Source organism: Rhizobium grahamii (genome assembly GCF_009498215.1).
GTDB classification, from domain to species: domain Bacteria; phylum Pseudomonadota; class Alphaproteobacteria; order Rhizobiales; family Rhizobiaceae; genus Rhizobium; species Rhizobium grahamii_A.
Genome location: NZ_CP043499.1, coordinates 704,660 through 725,082, shown reverse-complemented (window position 1 = coordinate 725,082; position 20,423 = coordinate 704,660). Strand labels below are relative to the sequence as shown.

Annotated in this window: 15 protein-coding genes and 2 pseudogenes; 6 read left to right on the top strand and 11 right to left on the bottom strand. The window is 60.7% G+C overall.

Annotated elements, in window-relative coordinates:
- Nucleotides 1–5 precede the first annotated feature (5 nt).
- The 6 genes from FZ934_RS22205 (at nucleotide 6) to FZ934_RS22180 (ending at nucleotide 6,542) form a co-directional block, all read left to right on the top strand.
- Nucleotides 6–800 (top strand): pyrroline-5-carboxylate reductase family protein, encoded by a 795-nt coding sequence (locus FZ934_RS22205; protein WP_153273036.1) that lies wholly within the window; start codon nucleotides 6–8, stop codon nucleotides 798–800.
- 255 nt (nucleotides 801–1,055) lie between these two features.
- Nucleotides 1,056–1,943 (top strand): ABC transporter permease, encoded by an 888-nt coding sequence (locus FZ934_RS22200; protein ID WP_153273035.1) that lies wholly within the window; start codon nucleotides 1,056–1,058, stop codon nucleotides 1,941–1,943.
- Nucleotides 1,936–3,012 carry a quaternary amine ABC transporter ATP-binding protein gene (locus FZ934_RS22195; RefSeq protein ID WP_153273034.1) on the top strand — a complete coding sequence of 359 codons (1,077 nt, stop codon included), beginning with the start codon at nucleotides 1,936–1,938 and terminating at the stop codon, nucleotides 3,010–3,012. The genes FZ934_RS22200 and FZ934_RS22195 overlap by 8 nt, the downstream gene beginning before the upstream one ends.
- A 313-nt stretch (nucleotides 3,013–3,325) precedes the next feature.
- The gene (locus FZ934_RS22190) at nucleotides 3,326–4,324 is read left to right on the top strand and encodes an Ldh family oxidoreductase (RefSeq protein ID WP_153273033.1); all 999 of its coding nucleotides are present in this window, start codon (nucleotides 3,326–3,328) and stop codon (nucleotides 4,322–4,324) included.
- A 46-nt stretch (nucleotides 4,325–4,370) separates the two neighbouring features.
- Nucleotides 4,371–5,423: a proline racemase family protein gene (locus tag FZ934_RS22185; RefSeq protein WP_153273032.1), complete on the top strand. Its 1,053-nt coding sequence runs from the start codon at nucleotides 4,371–4,373 to the stop codon at nucleotides 5,421–5,423.
- An 87-nt stretch (nucleotides 5,424–5,510) separates the two neighbouring features.
- Nucleotides 5,511–6,542 (top strand): trans-3-hydroxy-L-proline dehydratase, encoded by a 1,032-nt coding sequence (locus tag FZ934_RS22180; protein ID WP_153273031.1) that lies wholly within the window; start codon nucleotides 5,511–5,513, stop codon nucleotides 6,540–6,542.
- Between the two features lie 232 nt (nucleotides 6,543–6,774).
- On the opposite strand, the gene FZ934_RS22175 is transcribed toward FZ934_RS22180, so the two are convergent.
- The 11 genes and pseudogenes from FZ934_RS22175 to FZ934_RS22125 all read right to left on the bottom strand — a co-directional run bounded on the left by FZ934_RS22175 (nucleotide 6,775) and on the right by FZ934_RS22125 (nucleotide 20,230).
- Nucleotides 6,775–7,776, bottom strand: coding sequence for a glycine betaine ABC transporter substrate-binding protein (locus FZ934_RS22175; RefSeq protein WP_153273030.1), 1,002 nt, complete (start codon nucleotides 7,774–7,776; stop codon nucleotides 6,775–6,777).
- Nucleotides 7,777–8,299: 523 nt separating this feature from the next.
- Nucleotides 8,300–8,788: pseudogene (locus FZ934_RS22170) on the bottom strand (alpha/beta fold hydrolase); the annotation flags it as partial.
- Nucleotides 8,789–8,795: 7 nt separating this feature from the next.
- The gene (locus FZ934_RS22165) at nucleotides 8,796–10,415 is read right to left on the bottom strand and encodes a GMC family oxidoreductase (RefSeq protein WP_153273990.1); all 1,620 of its coding nucleotides are present in this window, start codon (nucleotides 10,413–10,415) and stop codon (nucleotides 8,796–8,798) included.
- A 2-nt stretch (nucleotides 10,416–10,417) separates the two neighbouring features.
- Nucleotides 10,418–11,946 (bottom strand): annotated as a pseudogene (locus FZ934_RS22160) (FGGY-family carbohydrate kinase).
- Nucleotides 11,947–12,047: 101 nt separating this feature from the next.
- Complete coding sequence (locus tag FZ934_RS22155; protein ID WP_153273029.1) at nucleotides 12,048–12,890, bottom strand: class I fructose-bisphosphate aldolase; 843 nt, start codon at nucleotides 12,888–12,890, stop codon at nucleotides 12,048–12,050.
- Nucleotides 12,863–14,557, bottom strand: coding sequence for a glycerol-3-phosphate dehydrogenase/oxidase (locus tag FZ934_RS22150; RefSeq protein WP_246738018.1), 1,695 nt, complete (start codon nucleotides 14,555–14,557; stop codon nucleotides 12,863–12,865). Before FZ934_RS22150 ends, FZ934_RS22155 begins: the two co-directional genes overlap by 28 nt.
- A gap of 65 nt (nucleotides 14,558–14,622) precedes the next feature.
- Nucleotides 14,623–15,618 (bottom strand): aldo/keto reductase, encoded by a 996-nt coding sequence (locus tag FZ934_RS22145; RefSeq protein ID WP_153273028.1) that lies wholly within the window; start codon nucleotides 15,616–15,618, stop codon nucleotides 14,623–14,625.
- A complete protein-coding gene (locus FZ934_RS22140) occupies nucleotides 15,615–16,622 on the bottom strand; it encodes a sugar-binding transcriptional regulator (RefSeq protein ID WP_153273027.1) in 1,008 nt (335 codons plus the stop codon). The genes FZ934_RS22145 and FZ934_RS22140 overlap by 4 nt, the downstream gene beginning before the upstream one ends.
- 1 nt (nucleotide 16,623) lies before the next feature.
- On the bottom strand, nucleotides 16,624–17,613 hold the full coding sequence (locus FZ934_RS22135) for an ABC transporter permease (RefSeq protein WP_194273869.1): 990 nt from the start codon (nucleotides 17,611–17,613) through the stop codon (nucleotides 16,624–16,626).
- A gap of 22 nt (nucleotides 17,614–17,635) precedes the next feature.
- Entirely contained in the window at nucleotides 17,636–19,162 is a 1,527-nt protein-coding gene (locus FZ934_RS22130; protein WP_153273025.1) for a sugar ABC transporter ATP-binding protein, read from the bottom strand.
- A gap of 66 nt (nucleotides 19,163–19,228) precedes the next feature.
- Nucleotides 19,229–20,230 (bottom strand): substrate-binding domain-containing protein, encoded by a 1,002-nt coding sequence (locus FZ934_RS22125; protein WP_432443662.1) that lies wholly within the window; start codon nucleotides 20,228–20,230, stop codon nucleotides 19,229–19,231.
- Nucleotides 20,231–20,423: the final 193 nt, after the last annotated feature.

Genomic DNA, 20,423 nt, shown 5'->3' with positions numbered 1-20,423 from the left:
AACGGATGAGCGGATCGATCAGGATAGGCATTGTTGGCGGGGCCGGTTGGCTCGGCAATGCAATCGCCCGCTCTCTGATCCGCGCCGGCTCGGTGACCGAGGAAGACCTGATCCTCTCGTTCCGCAGTCGCCAGCCCGATTTCCATCCCAAGGCACATTGGACACGCGACAGCCAGGAGCTCGCAGACAAGTCGAACGTCATCATATTGTCGGTTCGGCCAGACGATTGGCATTCACTATCCATCGATGTGCGCGGCAAACTGGTGATCTCCGTCATGGCGGGGATCTCGGCCGAGGCCATCGCTCAACGGCACAACACGCGCCGCGTCGTTCGCGCACTTCCGAATGCGGCCGCCGAAATCGCCCTCTCCTACACCCCCTGGCTTGCGTCAGCTCAGGTGACCAGCCTCGATCGAACGATCGTTCGGATCATCTTCGACGCATGCGGCACGCAGGACGAAGTTACGAGCGAGAGAGACATCGACTATCTCACCGGCTTGACCGGGACCGGCCCGGCGTATCCAGCGCTGCTAGCGCTGGCGATGCTCGATGACGCCCGGTCGCATGGGTTGAGCGAAGACATCGCCCTTCGTGCAGTCAATGGTCTGATCATCGGCGCCGGAGGTCTCCTTCAGGCAAGACCGGAACATCCGCAAAAGACCCTCGACGCATTTTTCGAATACCGAGGAACGACCGCCGCAGGCCTCAATGCGATGAAGGATCGAGGGTTTGCGGCAGCGGTGTCGGATGGTCTCGCTGCCGCGCTTGAAAAGACCCTCGTCATGGGAGGGCAACCCTGAGACAGGGCCGCCGACTTTGCGACGAACGAAACGAACACAAGCAAAAATAAGGGAACGAAATGATCGAGCTGAATTCAAGACCGCTGACCTTAGAAATCGCCGGACGCGCGTCGCGGACCTCCGCGGGCTATCGAGCAATCATATAGGCGGACGGCGCCAGCTCGCTGGCCATCATAAGCCGAGGCGCCAGGCGCCACGCTGCGAACAAAAACCAAAAGACTTGGCACCGGCTTCTTCCATGAAAAGGGGATCCGAATGGACTGGTTTTACAATTTTCCTCACATGAACGACGACGCATTGCGCGGTCTGAAGCAATCGATCGACGAGAACTTCCGCGCCTTCACACGGGCCTACGGCGACGGGATCGAGAGCTTCTTCAAGCCGCTGCAGCAATTCCTTATTGCCGCCGAGAAATTCATGACACAGACGCCGTGGCCCATCATCACGGTCCTCATCCTGGTCGCTGCCTGGTTTGCCAGTCGAAGCCTGAAGATCGTCCTGGGCTGTCTTCTGACCCTCATGATCATCGGCTACTTCGACATGTGGCAGGATACGATGCGGACCATCTCGATGATCTTCGTCTGTACCGTGCTCTCGGTCGCTATCGGTCTTCCGATCGGAATCCTGATGTCGCGGTCTGACCGGGTTCAGAAAATTGTCAGCCCCGTGCTCGACGTCATGCAGACCATGCCGAGTTTCGTGTACCTTATTCCCGTTGTCATGCTGCTCGGGATCGGCCGCGTTCCAGGCCTCATCGCGGTCGTCATCTATGCAATCCCGCCGATGATCCGATTGACCGATCTCGGCATCCGCCTTGTCGACAAGGACGTTCTCGAAGCGGCCGACGCCTTCGGTACGAACCGGTCTCAGAAGCTCTTCAAGGTTCAGCTGCCTCTGGCGCTGCCGACGATCATGGCAGGCATCAACCAGACCATCATGATGGCATTGGCGATGGTGGTTATTGCTTCGATGATCGGGGTGCAGGGACTTGGCCAGCCGGTCCTGAAGGCGATCGCGAACCAGTACTTTACTCTGGGTATCTTCAACGGCCTTGCCATCGTCGGCATCGCCATCATGTTCGACCGAGTCAGCCAAGCCTATGGCAAGAGACTCCAGGCGTACCGGGAGACCGTCCATGGCTGACAACCACTTCGGCGGCATCAAGATCCGCAATCTCTACAAGATCTTTGGGCCGGATGGAAAGGCGTACATCGACGCCATCCGGAAAGGCCTCGGCAAGGCCGAACTCAATCGCGTGCACGGACACATCCTCGGTCTTCGGGACATCAATATCGAAATTCCGTCGGGTTGCATCCAGGTCATCATGGGGCTGTCGGGTTCAGGCAAGTCGACGCTGATCCGCCATATCAACCGATTGATCGATCCAACGGCTGGCGAAGTGGTTGTGGACGGCGTCGATGTCGTGAAGATGAACGAAACGCAGCTTCGCGAATTTCGCATGCATCAGACCGCCATGGTCTTTCAGAAGTTCGCCCTCCTGCCCCATCGCAACGTCCTTGATAACACCGTCTTCGGTCTCGAAGTTCAAGGAATGGAGCGCTCAAAGGCCGTCGACATTGCGATGCGCTGGATCGAGCGTGTCGGTCTGAAGGGTTTCGAACAGAAGTTCCCGAACCAGCTTTCGGGCGGCATGCAGCAACGCGTCGGTCTGGCGCGGGCGCTTTCGAACGATGCACCGGTCCTGCTGATGGACGAGGCGTATTCGGCCCTCGACCCACTGATCCGAACAGACATGCAGACCGTGCTTCTGGACATCCAGAAGGAGATCAAGAAGACGATCGTCTTCATCACCCATGACCTCGACGAAGCCCTTCGTCTTGGGGATCAGATCGCTATCCTTCGCGACGGTGAGGTCATCCAGCAGGGTACGAGCCAGGAGATCGTGCTGCGACCGGCAGACGAATACGTCGCGAACTTCGTGAAGGAAGTGAACCGTGGAAGGGTCGTCCATGTCGAGGCCGTCATGAGCCCGCTGCGCCATGGCGCAGGTGTTGGAGGCCCCACCATCGGCGCTCAGACGACAATAGAGGAAGCTCTTCGGATGATGACGTCACAGCCTGATGGCGAGGTAACGGTGCTCGGAGCGTCGTCCCAACCCGTAGGGGTCGTTACCTTCCGTCAGCTGGCGGCAGCGATGGTCAACTCGCAACCCCACCAACACCATGAAAGCGTCGTCTCCCTCGTAAGGTGACCTGATCCGAGAGTACGGCAAAGATGATTGCGGGGGTGGAATACCAATCGCGCATGGAGCTTTACGAGTAGTTCCATGCCTAGCCGCCCCTTTCGTTCGACCTTGCATCGGACCCGTAACGCCACATCAATCGGGGGCGCACAAGAGCCGCCCTTCCTTCGCCGTCCCGGCAGTCAGCTGGGGCTGGAATTCGCCATGTCGCAAGAAACATCGTGGCTGCCGGATGGGCCACTAGCCACAGCGTTAGAAAGAGCCAGCACCGTCATCGCACGCGCATCCTATGAAGGCAGAGAAACAGTATTGGAGACCCTAGATGGCAGATGAGGTTTACCTCACGCTGAAGGAAGCGGAGGACCTTGCAATGCGAGCGTGCCTAGCAGCCGGCGCATCGCCCGCGAGCGCTCGCTCTCTCGTTGAGGCAACGCTTTCCGCAGCCTTGCACGGCCCGGCGACACTGGGCTTCCCACATTTTGTCGATTATCTGAACGGCTTCGTTGAAGGCCGTATCAATGGCCATCCGACCCCGCGCCTCGAGCGCAGCTTTCCGGCGTTCCTCGCGTCCGATGCCGACGCCGGGATCGCACAACTTGGCTTTGATGTGGCACTTGAAGACCTATTAGGTGCAGCCCGCACCTACGGCATTGCAATCTTCACGCAGTCCAACGGCTTCACGACCGGCGAACTCGGCTACTACGTCCGGACGCTCGCCAACAATGGCGCAATCGGCCTGGCGGCGACCAACGCTAACGCGATGGTCGTCTCCACACCGGGAGGCCCGGCCGTCTATAGCACAAATCCGTTGGCGTTCGGCTTTCCTCTCGGACCCGACAGTCCGCCAATGGTCATCGATCAGGCTTCCAGCGCAACTGCCTTCGTGAACATCGTTCGAGCCGCCGAGGAAAACCAACCGATACCGGAAGGCTGGGCTGTCGACGCTGACGGCAACGCCACCACGGACGCCCAGAAGGCCCTTGCCGGCGCGCTTCTGCCGTTCGGCGGGCGCAAAGGCGGAAACATTGCGCTTCTCGTCGAAATGCTGTCGGCGGGATTGTCGGGAGGAAACTGGTCGCTGGACGTACCGGATTTCCGATCGGGCGCCACCTCCCCGGCGGTGGGTCTTACCGTCGTGGCGATCATGCCTGGCAACAACGGAGATCAGCGTATCCAACGAGCACAATCCCAGTCGGCTCGTCTGCAAGAACTGGGCGTCTTCATGCCTGGAGTAACCGGGATCGAGCACCCGATGACTGCAGAGGGCATCAGCATTCCGCGAAGCGTCTTCGAGCGAGTTTCAGCGATCGCAGCGCGATAGGCACATTCTTACAGCCTCCATTTAGTTAGCAAACGGGAACAGCAACGTGGCATTCAAGAGAACCATCCAGGCAGTCGACACTCATGCAGGCACACCGATGCGCGTGGTTACGGGCGGCATTCCGCACATTCCGGGTAACTCATCCTACGAGAAGATGAAGTGGCTGGAGGCAAATGACGACGGCCTCCGCAAGCTGCTTCTCCGGGAGCCTCGCGGTTATCCCGCGCATTGCTGCAACATCATCGTGCCGCCGAGCCATCCGGAAGCCGATGCCGGCTACATCATCATGGAGCAAATCGAATATCCCGTGATGTCGGGTGGCAATACCATCTCCGTCGTTACGGTGCTTCTCGAAATGGGCATGCTGCCGATGAAGGAGCCGGTAACCGAGCTTGTGCTTGAGGCACCGGCCGGGCTCATCCGCGTCAAGGCGGAATGCGAGAACGGCAAGGTGAAGAGCGTCACGTTCAAGAACGTCCCGGCATTCGCGGCGCATCTCGACGCGGTCATCGACGTGCCGCACCTCGGCAAGGTCACCGTCGACGTGGGCTGGGGCGGCATGTTCTACGTCATCGCGGATGTGCGCCAGTTCAAGGGGCTCGAGTTGAAGCCCGAGCACGGACGGGAGATCGCACGCGTGTCGTCGATGATCCGCGAGGCAGCGATCGAGCAGCTGCCGGTTGTCCATCCCGATTATCCCGGCGTCGGCATCACGATCTCACAACTATCCGGTCCAAGCGAGGACCCGAACGCCGACTGGAAGAACGCTGTCACGATGGCTTCCGGCGACTTCTCCTGGGACAGCCCGGGAACCTGGACCGGCGCGCTCGATCGCTGCCCTTGCGGCACGGGTACCTGTGCGAAGATGGCGACGCTTCACGCCAAGGGTCAGCTCAAGCTTGACCAGCCGTTCCGCCATCAAGGCCTTCTCGGAAACATCTACACTGGTCGTCTCGTCGAGGAGACGAAGATCGGGGACCGGAATGCCGTCGTTCCGACCGTTAGCGGCAAGAGCTGGATCTATGGATTGAACACCATCGTTCTCGACCATGACGACCCGTTTACTGAGGGCTTCACGATCGGCGACGTCTGGGCGTAACGGGCGGCCGACACGCTTGCGGGAACCTCGCTTCTACTGGGAACATCCGCTGCACGAACCAGCGAGAACCAAAGAAAGAGATCAAGGATGCGCACTACCAAAATCGTCCACGTCGTCAATTGCCATGCGGAAGGCGAAGTCGGCGACGTCATCGTCGGCGGCGTTGCTCCACCACCCGGCGAGACCATCTGGGAACAATCGAGATGGATTGCCAAGGACGAAACGCTACGGAACTTCATGCTCAACGAGCCGCGTGGCGGCGTTTTCCGGCACGTCAACCTGTTGGTACCGCCGAAGAACCCCAAGGCACAGATGGGCTGGATTATCATGGAACCGGAAGACACGCCTCCCATGTCGGGATCAAACTCGATCTGCGTCTCCACCGTTTTGCTCGACAGCGGCATTATCCCGATGACCGAACCTGTCACGAAGATGGTTCTTGAAGCGCCCGCCGGGCTCGTCGAGGTGGAAGCCCAATGCCGCAACGGCAAGGCCGAACGTATCACGGTGACCAACGTAAAGAGCTTCGCGCAGAGGCTGGATGCGACGCTCGACGTACCCGGAATTGGGAAGCTGACCGTCGACACAGCCTATGGCGGTGACAGTTTCGTCGTCGTGGACCCGGAACAGGTCGGCATCGAGCTTGCTCCCGAGAACGCCCGACTGATCGCCGAAACGGGCATCAAGATCACCAATGCGGCAAACCAACAGTTGGGCTTCTCGCATCCCGAAGATACGGGCTGGAACCATATCTCGTTCTGCCTCTTCGCTGGGAAGCCCTATCGCGAGGATGGCAACCTCCAGGCAAAATCCGTCGTCGCCATCCAACCCGGCAAGATCGACCGCTCGCCGACCGGTACGGCTGTCTCGGCGCGTATGGCACTTCTCAACGCGCGCGGCCAGTTGCACGAAGGCGAGAGCCTGACCGGCGTCTCAATCATCGGCACCAAGTTCGTCGGGAAGATCGTCAGGGAGACGACGATCGCCGACCAGAAAGCGATCGTGCCGTCGATCACTGGCAGTGCGTGGATCAGCGGGACCGCCCAATTGATGCTCGATCCCGCCGATCCATTCCCCGGAGGCTACAAGCTCTCCGACACTTGGCCGATGCTGAAGTAGGAACTTGAGATACCCCACTTTACACGTGGGGTCGCCTTCAGGCAGGAAGCCGAACTGATCCGTAAGGTCATCGCGAGCTGTCACGGTTGGCCGAGACTTGCGAGGTTTGGGATCGGGACATTTCCGAAAAGGAAAGCAGTGCGCCGAGGCCTGCGAGAACAAAGTCTCGTTGTTCTGCGCGGTCGATCAACAAGTCAGGGAGCGCGCAGGTTCGCCGCGCGCTCCGGTATGATTACAAGGCAGCTTCGACCTTCTTGGCCACGTCATCCGTAACCCACTTGGTCCAGATGTCCTTATACTCCTTGAGAAAGTGCTTCGAGCCTTCGTCACCGGTCGCCTGGTTGTCGGTTTCCCACGCCATGAGCTTGCCGACGGTTTCATTGCTCCAGCCACGGTTGTTGAAGTAGTCCATGACGTCCTTCGGCGCACGGTCAGCAAACTTCTTGGTCAGGACCGTATAGACGTTGTCGACGGGCCATGCTGCCACCTTCGGATCCGGGCAAGCCAAGTTGGTGATGCAGCGCTTCCACTCCGCGGGATCCTGCGCCGCTGTCGTTTTCAGCATGACCATCTGGTATTTGCCGAGCAATGCGGTCGGAGCCCAATAGTAGGTGATGAAGCCTTCCTTGCGCTCGTATGCCTTTGCGATCGCACCGTCGAGGCCAGCCGCGGACCCCGGATCCATCAGTGTGAATCCCTTCTTCTCCGCGTCATAGGCCTTGAACAGCTGCGCGGTTACGACGGTGGCGCCCCAGCCCTGCGCGCCGTTGAAGATCACGCCCTTGCTTGAATCTTCCGGGTCCGGAAAGAGTTCGGGATGCTTGAGGGCGTCTTCGACAGTCTTGATATCGGGATGCGCATCAGCGAGATACTTGGGAATCCACCAGCCCTGTACGCCGCCGTCAGGAAGCGCCTTGCTGCCTTTGACGATCTTGCCATCTTTCAGGCCGGGCGGAACGATTTCAGGAATAAGGTCGACCCAGGTCTCGGACGAAACATCAGGCTGGCTCTTTTCAACCATCGACGTGGTCGATGGAACCGTGTCGCCGGGGATCGTTTCAACGGAACAGCCAAAGCCCTTCTCGAGAATGAACTTGTCAACGTAGGTCAGAACTTCGGCGCTCTGAACGTTGTGAAGCGCGAGGGTGACATCGCCGCATTCCGCAGCACTTGCCGAGTGAGACAATGCGATGACGCCCGCCACCAGACATGTCGATGCGAGTAATTTCCTCATTTTGTTCCCTTTTTTTGGAGCGGCTCTTCTTAAAAGGACAGGCGGCCGCGAACGTCCTGGCCAAACTCAATGCGGAAAAACCAATCGCGCGAGGCGATGCATGCTTAGACGCTATGTCGTCAGTCGATCTGCGTTCTGCTGCACTTTCAACGAGAACTGGAAGGGTGATGCTTTCGCTTCCTCAGTCGCCGTGAAGGAAGATGTAACAAACCGGCGCCGATCAAACAAGCAAAATGTACAACAATGTCTATTTTATATTCTATAGAGAGTATTTTTACGACGGTTGTGTACATTTTTCACTTCACCCAAGGGAGAGATAGCCTTCGGCGCTGGAGTGCCCGATCGGTTCGTACTAGAGAGTGAAAGGGAAATTCCGCTTTTGAATCAGCGATGTCGTCAGGTCACTTGCAGCGATCTAAGCCTGCGGGGCGCGGTCGACCCAGCAAAGTGACGTTTCGCCGACTGCAATCGACGAACGGCATGCTCTTCCCTCAATGCTGATAGGTTCGGCCTACCAGGCTTATTATCGCATATTCCGAAACGCTGCCCTGATTTCCTGAGCAAAGAGTTCGGGCTCCTCCCAAGCGGCGAAGTGACCTCCGCGCGGAGCAACGTTATAATAGACGAGCTTCGGATATGCGCGGGCCAACCACTCTCTCGGAGGTCGATATACCTCGCCGGGAAACACGGTGACGCCGGCCGGGACTTGAACAGACGATAGCTTTGCACCCGCGACAGTGTTTTCCCAATAAATGCGTCCGCTCGATGGGCCTGTATTGGTCAGCCAGTAAAGGGTGATGTTGTCGAGTATCGCGTCCCTCGATAGAGCCTTTTCCGGCTCCCCACGGAAAAACACCCAGTCGGCGATCTTGTCGTACAGCCACGCAGCCAGTCCGACGGGTGAGTCCGCGGTACCGTAGCCGATCGTCTCCGGACGGGTATTCATGATCGCAGCGTAGCCGAAGCCATTGCTCAGGAAGTCCTTCGCCTCGTCGAAAAGGACGAGACCATCGTTGCAGCTACCGCATGCTCAACACCATCGCCGCTGCTTTTTCCGCGATCATGATCACGGGAGAGTTCGTATTGCCGGACACGATCGTCGGCATGACCGAGGCATCGACAATGCGAAGCTTCTCAAGCCCATGCACGCGCAACTGCGTATCCACCACCGACGTTGGATCGCTTCCCATCCTGCAGGTACCGACAGGATGAAAGATCGTGGTGGCGATATCGCCGGCACGCTGGATCAGTTCGTCATCGCTTTGATATTCCCTCCCCGGCAGCATCTCCTGCGGTCGAAACCGGGAGATGGCCTTCGTTTCCATCAGGCTGCGGGCATGGCGGATAGAATTGACCGCCAGCAGCCGATCGCCCACTGTCGACAGATAATTGGGACGGATTTCGGGAGCTGACGAGGCATCGCGTGTGGTCATGTGCACGGTGCCGCGACTTTCCGGCCGGAGATTGCAGACAGAGACAGTCACCGCCGGATAGCGATGCAGCGGCTCGCCAAGCCGGTCTGTGCTGAGCGGCTGGACGTGATATTCGAGATCGGCGGTGGCAACCGACGGGTCGCTCTTGGCGAAAATACCAAGCTGGCTTGGCGCCATCGAGAGCGGGCCGGAACGGCTGATCGCATACTGCAAACCCATGCCGGCACGGGTAAACAGGTTGTGGTAAAGCTGGTTCAGCGTGCGCGCGCCCTCAATCCTGAACACAGTTCGTATCTGCAGGTGATCTTGCAGGTTTTCGCCGACGCCCTGAAGCTCATGATGCAACGGAATGCCCAGGCTCGCGAGCAAGTCTGGCCGCCCGATGCCTGAAAGCTCCAGAATTTTCGGCGAGTTGATCGCACCTGCAGACAGAACCACCTCGCGCGACGCGCGGGCGACACAAGGGCGACCATTCAGGCGAAACCTTACACCGGCCGCCGTCTTACCTTCGAATTCCAACCGCTCCGTCTCGGCGCCGGTCAGCACGCGCAGGTTCTTCCTCTTCATTGCCGGACGCAGGAAAGCCTTCGTCGTGTTCCAGCGCAAGCCGCCCTTCTGATTAACCTCGAAGTAGCCGGAACCCTCATTGTCGCCGTCGTTGAAATCCTCGGTCTTGCGGATCCCGATTTCTTCCGCCGCATCACGAAAAGCATCGAGAATGGGCCAGGACAGCCGCTGGCGCTCGACGCGCCATTCACCGCCCGCGCCGTGCATGGATGACTTGCCGCGATAGTTGTCTTCCGATTTCAGAAAATAGGGCAGCACATCGTCCCATCCCCAACCCGCGTTGCCAGCCTGCCGCCAGCCATCGTAGTCCGCCGCCTGCCCACGCATGTAGATCATGCCGTTGATCGACGAGCAGCCACCGAGCACCTTGCCGCGCGGATAGTTCAGGGCGCGGCCATTGAGGCCCTTTTCGGCGGCCGTCTTCATCATCCAGTCGGTGCGCGGGTTGCCCATGCAATAGAGATAGCCGATCGGCACATGCACCCAGTGATATCGATCCGAGCCGCCGGCCTCGAGCAGCAGCACGCGGTTTTTTGGGTCGGCCGAGAGCCGGTTTGCCAGCACGCAACCGGCCGACCCCGCGCCGACGACGATGAAATCGTAGCTGCCTTCATCCACCGGCGTCTCATTCATGGACATGGTCACGCTGCAACTCCTGTTGCGAGGCTCTGCGCCTCCGAAAGGCGCCGCCAGAGCGGCGTCATCGCCTCGGCAATATCCTGGTAGAGCCCGTAGCGACGGTTATAGTGGGCCGAAAGCGCGCCGTTCGGCTGATAGTGCCGGTCGGTGCGAACCATCGCGGCAGCGCCTTCGGTGAAACCGGCAAACAGGCCGACACCCGTCCCGGCCGCGATTGCGGCCCCAAGCGCCCCGGTTTCCCGCGAGACGGCAACAGTGACGGGAACGCCGAGCACATCCGCGAAAATCTGCGGCCAGAGCTTGCTGCGCGAGCCACCGCCGGAGAGCACAGCCTCCTCGAACATCGCACCTGCCTTGCGGATCGTCTCGACATGCTGGCGATGGCCGAAGGCGACGCCTTCCAGAAGCGCCCGGATCAGGTGTCCCTTGGTATGCCAGCCAGCCATGCCGTAGAAGCCAGCCCGCGCATGGCCATCCTGCTGGGCGCCATAGAGATAAGGGTGATAGAGCGGATCGTCCGCTGCCGGTGTGACCGCTGCTGCAAGCGCGCAGGCCGCATCGAATGGCGAAACGCCTTCCTGATGCTCCTCATCGAAAAACTCTCGCACCAGCCATTCGAGATTGGCGGCCGAGGTCGCGCTGTTTTCCATCGCCATATAGCGGCCGCGATCGAAGGTGGAGGACATGAAGACGGGCCATTGAGATCGAGGCTATCGATGATCACCTGGTTGATGCTCCAGGTGCCGGCGATAACAGAGGCGCTGCCGGTGCGCGACACGCCCGAGCCGAGTGCCGACGCCACGACATCGAACAGCCCGCCGATGACAGGCGTGCCTGCCGCAAGCCCGGTTTCGGCCGCGACCTCTTCCGTGACATGTCCCGCGATATCGGCGCTTTCGATTAGCGGCGGCAGCATGTGCATGCTGTCGGCAAGACCGTAGGCCGCCATCAGTGTCCTGTCATAGCGACGGGCCGCAAGATCAAGCAGACCGGCGCCGGACATGTCAGACACTTCGCTGACGCGGCTGCCGGTCAGCCGGTTGACGACGAAATCCTTGGAAAAGAAGACCGTGCCTATGCGCTGGAACAGGTCCGGCCGGTGGCGCTTCAGCCAGGCAAGCAGTGTCGGCGTCTGGGAGGGCCAAGGGCGCTGGCGGGCGATCGGGGCTGTAAGGTCACCAACGCCTTCCGCCACCCATTCCTCGACAAGTCCGGTCGCGCGCGTATCGAGCGACTGGATGCCGAGAAGCGGTTGACCGTCGCGATCGAGCGCATATAGACCATTGCCATGCCCCGCGCAGCCGATCGCGGCAATATCTTTGGCAGCAATATTCGCCTTGTCGAGGCAGGCACGGATCACCCGTTTTGCGTTGGCCCAGAGTTCGCCGAGATCACGCTCGACATGGCCCGGGCAAGGCATGTGGCTGTGACCCTCCTCCCCGGCATAGGCCACTTCCCGGCCCTTAAGATCGAAGATCACGGCCTTGATGACGGTGTTTCCGGCATCCAGCCCCAACAGATATCCTTCCATTCCGAACCCCTCCCAAGGTTCTGACAGTTATGCGCGCTTTCGAACGAAAGCCCAGCGCCTTCCCCTCTCCTCCCTGCCGGAGTCGAGGAAACTCGTCGCGATTACCCCCGCTGATAAAGTGCGAAGGCCTCCTCGCCGCTCGCATCCTCGTGAATAATCGCCATCAGGCCGCGCACTACCGCATTCGGATTGGCATGCTGGTAGATGTTGCGCCCATAGACCATGCCCATTGCACCCTGCCGCATCAAGGCCGCGGACTTGGCAAATACGGCTCCAAGGTCTTCCTTTCCACCGCCGCGCACCAGCACCGGGCAGCGCGCCGCCTCCACCACGCGGTGGAAATCATCAGCGTTCGTCGTCGGATCCGCCTTGACGATATCGGCGCCCATCTCCCGGGCAAGACGTGTCAGCGTGACGATCTTGTCGGCATCGCCATCGACCATGTAGCCGCCACGCTCGGTCACCGGCTGCATGACCAGCGGCTCGATCATCAGCGGCATGCCGTACTTCTCGCAGTCGGCCCGCACGCGAGAAATGTTCTGGACGCACTGGCGAAAGAGATCCGGCTCGTCGGGCAGCATGAAGAGGTTCACGACGGCGCAGGCGGCATCCATCTGCAGCGCGCCAACCAGGGGCTCGGCCTCGTTCTGCAGCACCGCCCACATGTCGCGATGGCGAATGCGGTTATAGGGATTGCCCATATCGAGGCGCATGACGAGCGCAGGCTTGTCATTGCCCGGTAGGTCCTGCAGCAAGTCAGCCTGGCCGTAATTCATCTGGATCGCATCGGGTTTCGCATCGACCAACGCCTTCACGACAGCGGGCATGTTCTCCAGGCCATCCAGGAAGGATGGCTCGTTGCAGACGCCATGGTCGATCGCGACATCTAGGCAACGGCCGTTGCCGAACAGCCGGTTCATCCGGACTTTGCGGTTGTCTCGCATACTTCACTCCTTTGTTCGTTCCTTGCGGAAAGGGTTTCTTCGCAGACGCCGTGGCGTTCGCGTATGAGGGTTAGGAAACGGGTGCGCTCCTCGGCGGCACGCTGAGGCGGCCAGCCTTTTTCGGCGGCGAGAATCTCAAGAACGGCATCCGCCATCTCGAGGGAGAGTTCGCCGGTGATGGCAAGCGTCGTGCGCCGCAGCAGAATGTCGTCCAGATGCTCCACCGCTTCGCCGCGAATGAGGAAGATGAGCTCGCGAGCGCTGTAGCCGGCATGAGGCAACATGCGATCAGGCGCCGCCGCAATGAAACGGGCGACCTCGGCTGCATCCGTGCCATAGCGGCCAAAGAGCGCCGCGGCGCGATCCTCTGCAAGACCGGTAGTCGCCGCGAGCCGCCGCAGCCAATCGCCTCGATCGTCGGGAAAATCGCGTCCGCCGCCGAATGTGCGCTCCGCCGTATCGAGCCGGCGCTTCCGGCCGAGGCGCTCCAGCGCCATGTCGGCGGCCAGTTCGCCAAACGAGCGGAAGGTCGTCCACTTCCCGCCGATCATGCAGAGCACCGGTGGGCCGCCGTCGCTACCCTCGATGACAGTGCAGAAATGGTCGCGCGGAATGCGGCCGGTAAAGCTGTCCTTGCTGGCGGGCAGCGGCCGCACACCGGCAAACTGGAAGACGATCTCCTCCGGCCGGATCACGACGCCGGGCAGCACGAAGGCAAGCGACTGCAGAATATAATCGCGCTCATCCGTCTCGCAGCGCACCGCGCCGGGGTCATCGACCCTTATGTCCGTCGAGCCAACCAGCACCTTCCCGAGATAGGGAAAGAGGATGCAGATGCGCCCATCCTCGTTCTCATAGTAGATCATGTGGCCATCGAGCATCTCGCGCAGGCCGGCATTGTCGATGATCAGGTGCGAGCCCTTGGTGCCCCCCATCAACGGTGCAGGGCGGGCCTTCTCCAGAAAGAGCGCGCCGTTGGCGATATCGATCCAGCCACCGGTCGCGTTGATGATCAATGCCGGCTTGATTGTCAGCGTCTCGCCCGAGAGACTGTCGCGCAGCAGAAATTCTCCGCCCGAATTCTGTTCGACAGTCGCGTAGTTCAGCGCAGCGGCGTTCGCACTCGACGTGAGGCCATCGACCAACAATTCCATGCCAATGCGCTCCGGGTGGCTTACCCAGGCATCGTAGTAGGTTGCGGAGTTGCGGATCGCGGGATTGAGCGCCGGCCATTTGGCGAGCGTGCTCCTGCGCCCGCGGAACTGGTGGCGCGGCATCAGCGCCCGCTTGCGCGTCAGGAAGTCGTAGATGCTGAGCCCAGCCTTGATGACTACGGCGCCACGACGGCTCGGCCGGCGGCTAAGCCCAAGGAAGCGGACGATGCCATTGGCAAGGCCGGAAAACACGTCGAAGATCGGAACCGTCGTCGCCAATGGCGCAACATAGTGCGGCGCATTGCGCAGCAACCGGTCCCGCTCGACCAGGGATTCCTGCACGAGACTGAATTCGCCGTTCTCGAGATAACGCAGCCCGCCATGCACCATGCGGGAAAGCGCGGCACTGGCACCGGAGCAATAATCCCCTGCTCGACAAGCAGCACATTGACGCCCTGTAACGCCAGCTCGCGAAAGACGCTGAGCCCGTTGATCCCGCCGCCGACGACGCATACGTCCACCTTCGGGCTTTTGCGAAGCCCGTCCAATGTCTCTTTACGGTTCATGATGCTAGTCCGTTATCCGTCCATATGGGCGAGCTTGGCTGAGAGCGCCGCGTCGATAGCCTTGAGATCGTCGACCGAAAGCTGAAGCGTGCCGGCCCTTGCATTGTCGAGCGCCTGCGCCGGGTTGCGAGCGCCACAGAGCGCAAAGGTGATCCCCGGCTGCGCCAGCGTCCAGGCGATCACCACCTGGGCAATGCTCGCATCATGTCGCGCGGCGACCGGCTGAATGGCATCGGAGAAGTCCTTCGCCTTCTGTCGATTGCCGACCGAGAAGCGCGGGTTGTCCTTGCGCTGGTCGTCGCCCGAGAAGATGCGGTCCGGCCCGACCGTGCCGGAGAGCAGCCCGAGCGCCAGCGAGGAATAGCTGAGCGTCGACACGCCGCTTGCAATAGTGAGCGGCAGCAGGTCCGCCTCGATCTCGCGATCGATCATGCTGAACCGCTCCTGGATCGCATCGAGCGACCCGGTTTCGATGTAGCGCTGAAGCTCGGACCGATCGACGTTGCTGGCGCCGATCGCGCGGATCTTGCCCGCCGCCTTCAACTCTTCCAGCGCCCGGACAGTCTCCTCGATCGGTGTCGTCGCGTCCTGCCAGTGGGTGATGTAGAGATCGATATGATCCGTACCGAGGCGGCGCAGGCTTTCTTCCACCTCATGGATGATCGCGTCCCGGCCAAGATAGCGGTGAACCGGCTTACCGTCCTGATCGAAGAAATGGCGGCCCTTCTGCGTGTGCCAGACGAGACCGCACTTCGTCGCGATGACGGCCTGGTCGCGACGTCCGGCAAGCGCCTTGCCGACGATTTCCTCCGAGCGGCCAAGCCCATAAGCGGGCGCCGTGTCGATGAGCGTGACACCCGCATCCAGCGAAGCATGGATGGCGGCGATCGATTCAGCCTCATCGGTCCCGCCCCACATCCAGCCGCCGATCGCCCATGTTCCAAGCCCGACAGCCGAGGCCTTGACGCCGGAGTGCCCGATCTCGCGGGTCAACTGTTCGCCGCTCATGCCTGATGTCCTTCCTCGGATGCTATTTCAAGAATGCGCGCCCCGGTCGCCTCGTCGGTCACCAGCGTGTCGAGATGATTGCCTCTGAGAACGCTGAGGATGGAGCCCGCCTTGTTCAACCCGCTGGCGACACCGATCTTCGTCGGGATCGAGGCAAACTCCTCCAGTGTCAGCGAGACCAGCGACCGGTTGAGGCTGTAGTCACAAAGCTCGCCTGCGCCATCGAGCAGGTGTGCAAGCAGTTCGGAACTCGCGCCGGCGTGCTCGATCGCCATGCGATCGGTGCTCGATGATGGATGCAGGTCGTAATAGGTCGAGTCGCTGCTCAGGATCGAGCCGATGCCCACGACGGCAACCTTCGCCTCTCGCGCCCGCTGGAAGACATCGGCCACGGAGCGCATGGCCATCAGCATCGCGCGCTGCTCGGCATTGTCGGCAAAGAGCGGTGCATGGATCTGATAGGAGCGGCCACCCAGCCGCTCGGCCATCAGCGTCGAGACATGGTTGACGTCGGTATAGTGCTTGCCTTGAACGCAGCCGGTCGCGGGAATAACCTCGACATCGAAGCGGCGGCCCGGTTGCAGGCCGGCGACGACGGCGCTGACACCCTTGCCGCCGGTGATGCAGATCGTGTCGCCATCGGCGATTTCTTCGATCAACAGCCGGGCTGCCGCCTCGCCGACCGCCTGAAGTGCCGTCTGCGGGTTGTCGGAAACAGTCGGCACCACGACGGCGCGGCTGATGCCGCCAAGCGCGAGCAGCCGCTCTTCCATATCCACCAGCGGCTCGACCGGCGACTTGATCTTGATCTCGACGAGGCCGAGCTGGCGACCACGCTTGATCAACCGGTTGACGGTCGCATGCGAGATGCCGAGCTGGTCGGCGATCTGCGCCTGGGTCAGGCCTTCAAGAAAGTGCAGCACGAGCGCCTGGTGCATCTGGCGCGCGATGACGATTTCCTCGCGCGGCGCTGTGGTCTTGGGTTTCAGTCTGGCGATCGGCATATCAGACGGCCTTCCGCTTGTGCAGGAAATGATCGATGGAAACGGCGGCAAGGAGAATGCACCCCTTGATCATGTCCTGCCAATAGACGGATACGTTCAGCAGGATCAACGACGAGGTGACGACCGAGAGCAAAGCAATGCCGAGGATGGCGCCGAGGATGGTGCCGGAACCGCCGTTGAGCGAGGCGCCACCGATCACCGCTGCCGCGATGATGTTGAGCTCCATGCCAACACCGAAGGTCGGTGTCGCGGCGCCGAAGCGGGACATGTAAATCACCCCGGCGACACCTGCGAGCGTGGAGCAGAGCACCGTGACCCAGAACTTCACCTGGTTGGTCTTAATGCCGGAATAGAGCGCCGCCTTCTCGTTGCTGCCGGTGTAGAACACCTTGCGGAATGCCGTTGCCCGGCGCAGCAGGAAATCGAAGAGGACGACAACGGCGACGAAGATCAGGATGACATACGGCACACCGTAGAACGTGCCTTGACCAACGGCTTTGAAGCCGGCCGGCAGTGTGAAGAGCGAAAGCGGCGTGCCCTTGGTGATGATCAGGCAGAGCCCGCGCACGATCACCATGCCCGCAAGCGAGGTGATGAAGTGATTGAGCCCCACCACGGTCACGAAGAAGCCCATGATTGCGCCGATGACGCCGCTGGCAAGGATGCCGATCAGCGATGCGGTCCACGGGTCGAGCCCGGCAAGGAACAGCGAGCCGGAAAGCACCATGGCAAAGCAGACGACCGAGCCGACAGCCAGATCGATGCCACCGACGATCAAAAGGATCGTCATGCCGACGACGACGATGCCCTCTACCGAGAAGCTCATCAGCAGGGCGCGGAAGTTGCCGAGCGTCAGAAAGTACGGCGAGGCAAAGCTCATGGCGACGCAGAGGGCGAGGATGATTGCGATCAATCCCGCTTCGCGCATCGTGCCGATGCGTTTCCACGCCCCTGTCTTCTGTATTTCCGACGTCATCGTATCGATCGCCATGCCCGTCTCTCCCCTTCCATCTTCACGCGGCATGATCTGCCGTCCTTGCCGTGCCGATCCCTGATGCCAGGCGGATCACGGCCTCTTCCGTCATATTGTCTGCACTGAGTTCGCCCGCGATGCGCCCCTCCCTGACCACCAGAACCCGATCGCAAAGCCCAAGCAGTTCCGGCATCTCCGACGAAATGACGACGATGCCGATGCCGGAACGCGCAAGCTCTCGCAACAGGCGGTGGATCTCGGTCTTGGCACCGACATCAATGCCCCGCGTCGGCTCGTCCATCAGGATCACTTTCGGCCTGACGGCGAGCTGCTTGGCGATCGCCACCTTCTGCTGGTTGCCGCCTGAAAGTGACTTGACCGGTGCCTCGACGCCGCCCATACGCACGCCGAGCCGGCGCGCGAAATCCTCTGCAAGCGCTGCTTCGGCACGGCCGTTGAGCAGGCCCGCGCGATTGGTGAACGCCTTGAGGTTCAGCACCGAAATATTCTGGGCGATCGACATCTCCAGGAACACGCCGGAACCCTTGCGGTCTTCCGAGAGATAAACAATGCCGGCCTTGACCGCATCCGCGTAGGTGCCGATCGCCTGCTGCTTACCATGAAGGCGGATGGCGCCGGCAGTGCGTGAGCGAAGTCCACAAATGCCTTCGGCAATCTCCGTACGGCCGGAACCGATAAGCCCGCCGATGCCCAGAATTTCACCCTTGCGCAGGTCAAAGCACACATCATGGAACCGCTCACCGTCACTCAGGCCGTCAACCTCCAGGATGGTCTCAGCGCCGACGTCGACCGGTCCGAGCTTATCAGGATAAAGCTGCGTGATCTCGCGGCCAACCATGCGGCGAACGACATCATCCGGGCTCACGTCAGCGATACGATCGGTGCAGACGTAGCGGCCATCGCGGAAGACCGTCACCCGGTCGCAGAGACTGAAGATCTCAGCCATGCGGTGGCTGATGTAGATAATCGAGATGTCGTTCGCCTTGAGATCGCGGATGATCGAGAAAAGCTGCTGCGCCTCGGTTTCCGTCAGGGCCGCGGTCGGCTCGTCGAGGATCAGCACACGGCAGTCGAGTGTCAGCGCCTTGGCGATCTCGACAAGCTGCTGGCTGGAAATGGGCAGGTCTGCAACCTTCCGGCGGACGTCGATGGCGGCAAGCCGGTTCATCACAGCCTGCGCGTCACGCTCCAGCGCGCGATAGTTCATGAAAGGCGAGCGGCGGCGGTTGGTGGCCGCCATGAACATGTTCTCGGCGACTGTCGCATCCGGGCAAAGCGCGATTTCCTGGTGGACAAGTCCGATGCCGAGCATCTGCGCGGCGGCAGGCGACGATATCCGCACAGCCCTGCCGTCGACCCGGATCTCGCCCTCGGTCGGCTGCACAACGCCGGCAATGATGTTCATGAGCGTCGATTTCCCGGCGCCGTTTTCGCCGCACAACGCGTGGACTTCCCCCTTCTCCAGGGTGAAATCGACATTCGTCAGCGCCTGGATAGCACCGAATTGCTTGCTAACGCCGTGGATCGACAGAACCCGTTCAGCCATCTTCGTCCTCCTCCTCCGTGGAGCACCATCCGCGCCGCATGACGCGGATGGCGCGTACCCGGGAGGTTACTCCTCGATACCCTTGGTGCCGCGACGCTTCAGGTACTTGTCCCAGTAGAAGTCGTCGGCATTTTCGGCAGTCACGATCGAAAGCCCGTTATCGACGACTGGAATACTCATCGGGTTGAAACCGGAGCGCTTGGCGTCGTTCATCGGGTCGATCAGCTCGGGGTGCTTGGCCAGCCAGAGCAGCATGAAGCCCATATAGCCTTGCATGCCCTGGTTCGGATTGATCGAGCCGAAGACTTCGCCGGCCTTGATCATGTCCAGGATGTTGGCGTTGACGTCGGCGCACATGACAAGCACCTTGCCGCCGTTTTCCTTGCTGGCCTGCGATGCGCCGATCGCCGAATTCGCCTCCGGCATGAAGACAGCGCCAAGGTTCGGATTGGCCTGGATGATGCTCGAAAGCCCCTGATAGGCCTTCGTCGGATCCTGGTTGGAGGCTGCGCGACCGACGAGCTTCATGTCCGGCCACTTCGTCTCCATGCGGCTGATGAAGGCGGCGATGCGCTTGTCGTGGTTGTCCTGGCCCGGATTTTCGAGCACCGCATATTCGCCCTTGCCGCCCATCTTCTCGGCAATCGCGTCGGCGGCGTAGGTGCCTTCGCGTGTGTTGTCCGAGGTAATGAAGGAAACGCGCTTCGACAGCGGCGAGTCGGCGGCGAAGGTGACAACCGCCGTGCCCTGGCCGATGGCGCGATTGATCGGCTCGATGAACGGATCGGAGTTCATCGGATGGACGAGAATCCCGGCCGGGTTCTGCGCCAGCGCCTGGTCGAAGCTGGCGATCTGCTTGTTGACGTCATATTCCGGCGTGCCGGTGTATTCCGTCTCGCAGCCGAACTGCTGGCCGGCCTGCTTGAACATTTCATAGACGGGGAACCAGTATTCCACGCCCGAGACCATCACGTTCATCACGTATTTTTCGCCCGGCTTGCAACGGAACGGATTGTCCGTTGCCGCCGCTGCAGTGCCCGCCAGAAACGTGGTTGCAAGAACCGCCATGGCGGTCGAGCCGATAAATTTGCGCAAGATTCCTCCTCGAGGCCGAAGCCCCTCCCAAAAGCCCGAGGGCGTCACACGGACGCCGCTGATCGCGTTGAAACCGAACTTCCTCCTCGAAGTTCGATGAGGGCAGTAGAGGGCAATCAGGACTGATAGTCAATATAATTCATCATCGGAAATATATTTCACATCA

Bases quoted from the DNA above. Each gene is read 5' to 3' on its own strand.
- FZ934_RS22205 (WP_153273036.1), top strand. From the start codon at position 6: ATGAGCGGATCGATCAGGATAGGCATTGTTGGCGGGGCCGGTTGGCTC.
- FZ934_RS22200 (WP_153273035.1), top strand. From the start codon at position 1,056: ATGGACTGGTTTTACAATTTTCCTCACATGAACGACGACGCATTGCGC.
- FZ934_RS22195 (WP_153273034.1), top strand. From the start codon at position 1,936: ATGGCTGACAACCACTTCGGCGGCATCAAGATCCGCAATCTCTACAAG.
- FZ934_RS22190 (WP_153273033.1), top strand. From the start codon at position 3,326: ATGGCAGATGAGGTTTACCTCACGCTGAAGGAAGCGGAGGACCTTGCA.
- FZ934_RS22180 (WP_153273031.1), top strand. From the start codon at position 5,511: ATGCGCACTACCAAAATCGTCCACGTCGTCAATTGCCATGCGGAAGGC.
- FZ934_RS22175 (WP_153273030.1), bottom strand. From the start codon at position 7,776: ATGAGGAAATTACTCGCATCGACATGTCTGGTGGCGGGCGTCATCGCA.
- FZ934_RS22165 (WP_153273990.1), bottom strand. From the start codon at position 10,415: ATGTCCATGAATGAGACGCCGGTGGATGAAGGCAGCTACGATTTCATC.
- FZ934_RS22155 (WP_153273029.1), bottom strand. From the start codon at position 12,890: ATGCGAGACAACCGCAAAGTCCGGATGAACCGGCTGTTCGGCAACGGC.
- FZ934_RS22150 (WP_246738018.1), bottom strand. From the start codon at position 14,557: ATGCGTCGTCGGCGGCGGGATCAACGGGCTCAGCGTCTTTCGCGAGCT.
- FZ934_RS22145 (WP_153273028.1), bottom strand. From the start codon at position 15,618: ATGAGCGGCGAACAGTTGACCCGCGAGATCGGGCACTCCGGCGTCAAG.
- FZ934_RS22140 (WP_153273027.1), bottom strand. From the start codon at position 16,622: ATGCCGATCGCCAGACTGAAACCCAAGACCACAGCGCCGCGCGAGGAA.
- FZ934_RS22135 (WP_194273869.1), bottom strand. From the start codon at position 17,613: ATGGCGATCGATACGATGACGTCGGAAATACAGAAGACAGGGGCGTGG.
- FZ934_RS22130 (WP_153273025.1), bottom strand. From the start codon at position 19,162: ATGGCTGAACGGGTTCTGTCGATCCACGGCGTTAGCAAGCAATTCGGT.
- FZ934_RS22125 (WP_432443662.1), bottom strand. From the start codon at position 20,230: ATGGCGGTTCTTGCAACCACGTTTCTGGCGGGCACTGCAGCGGCGGCA.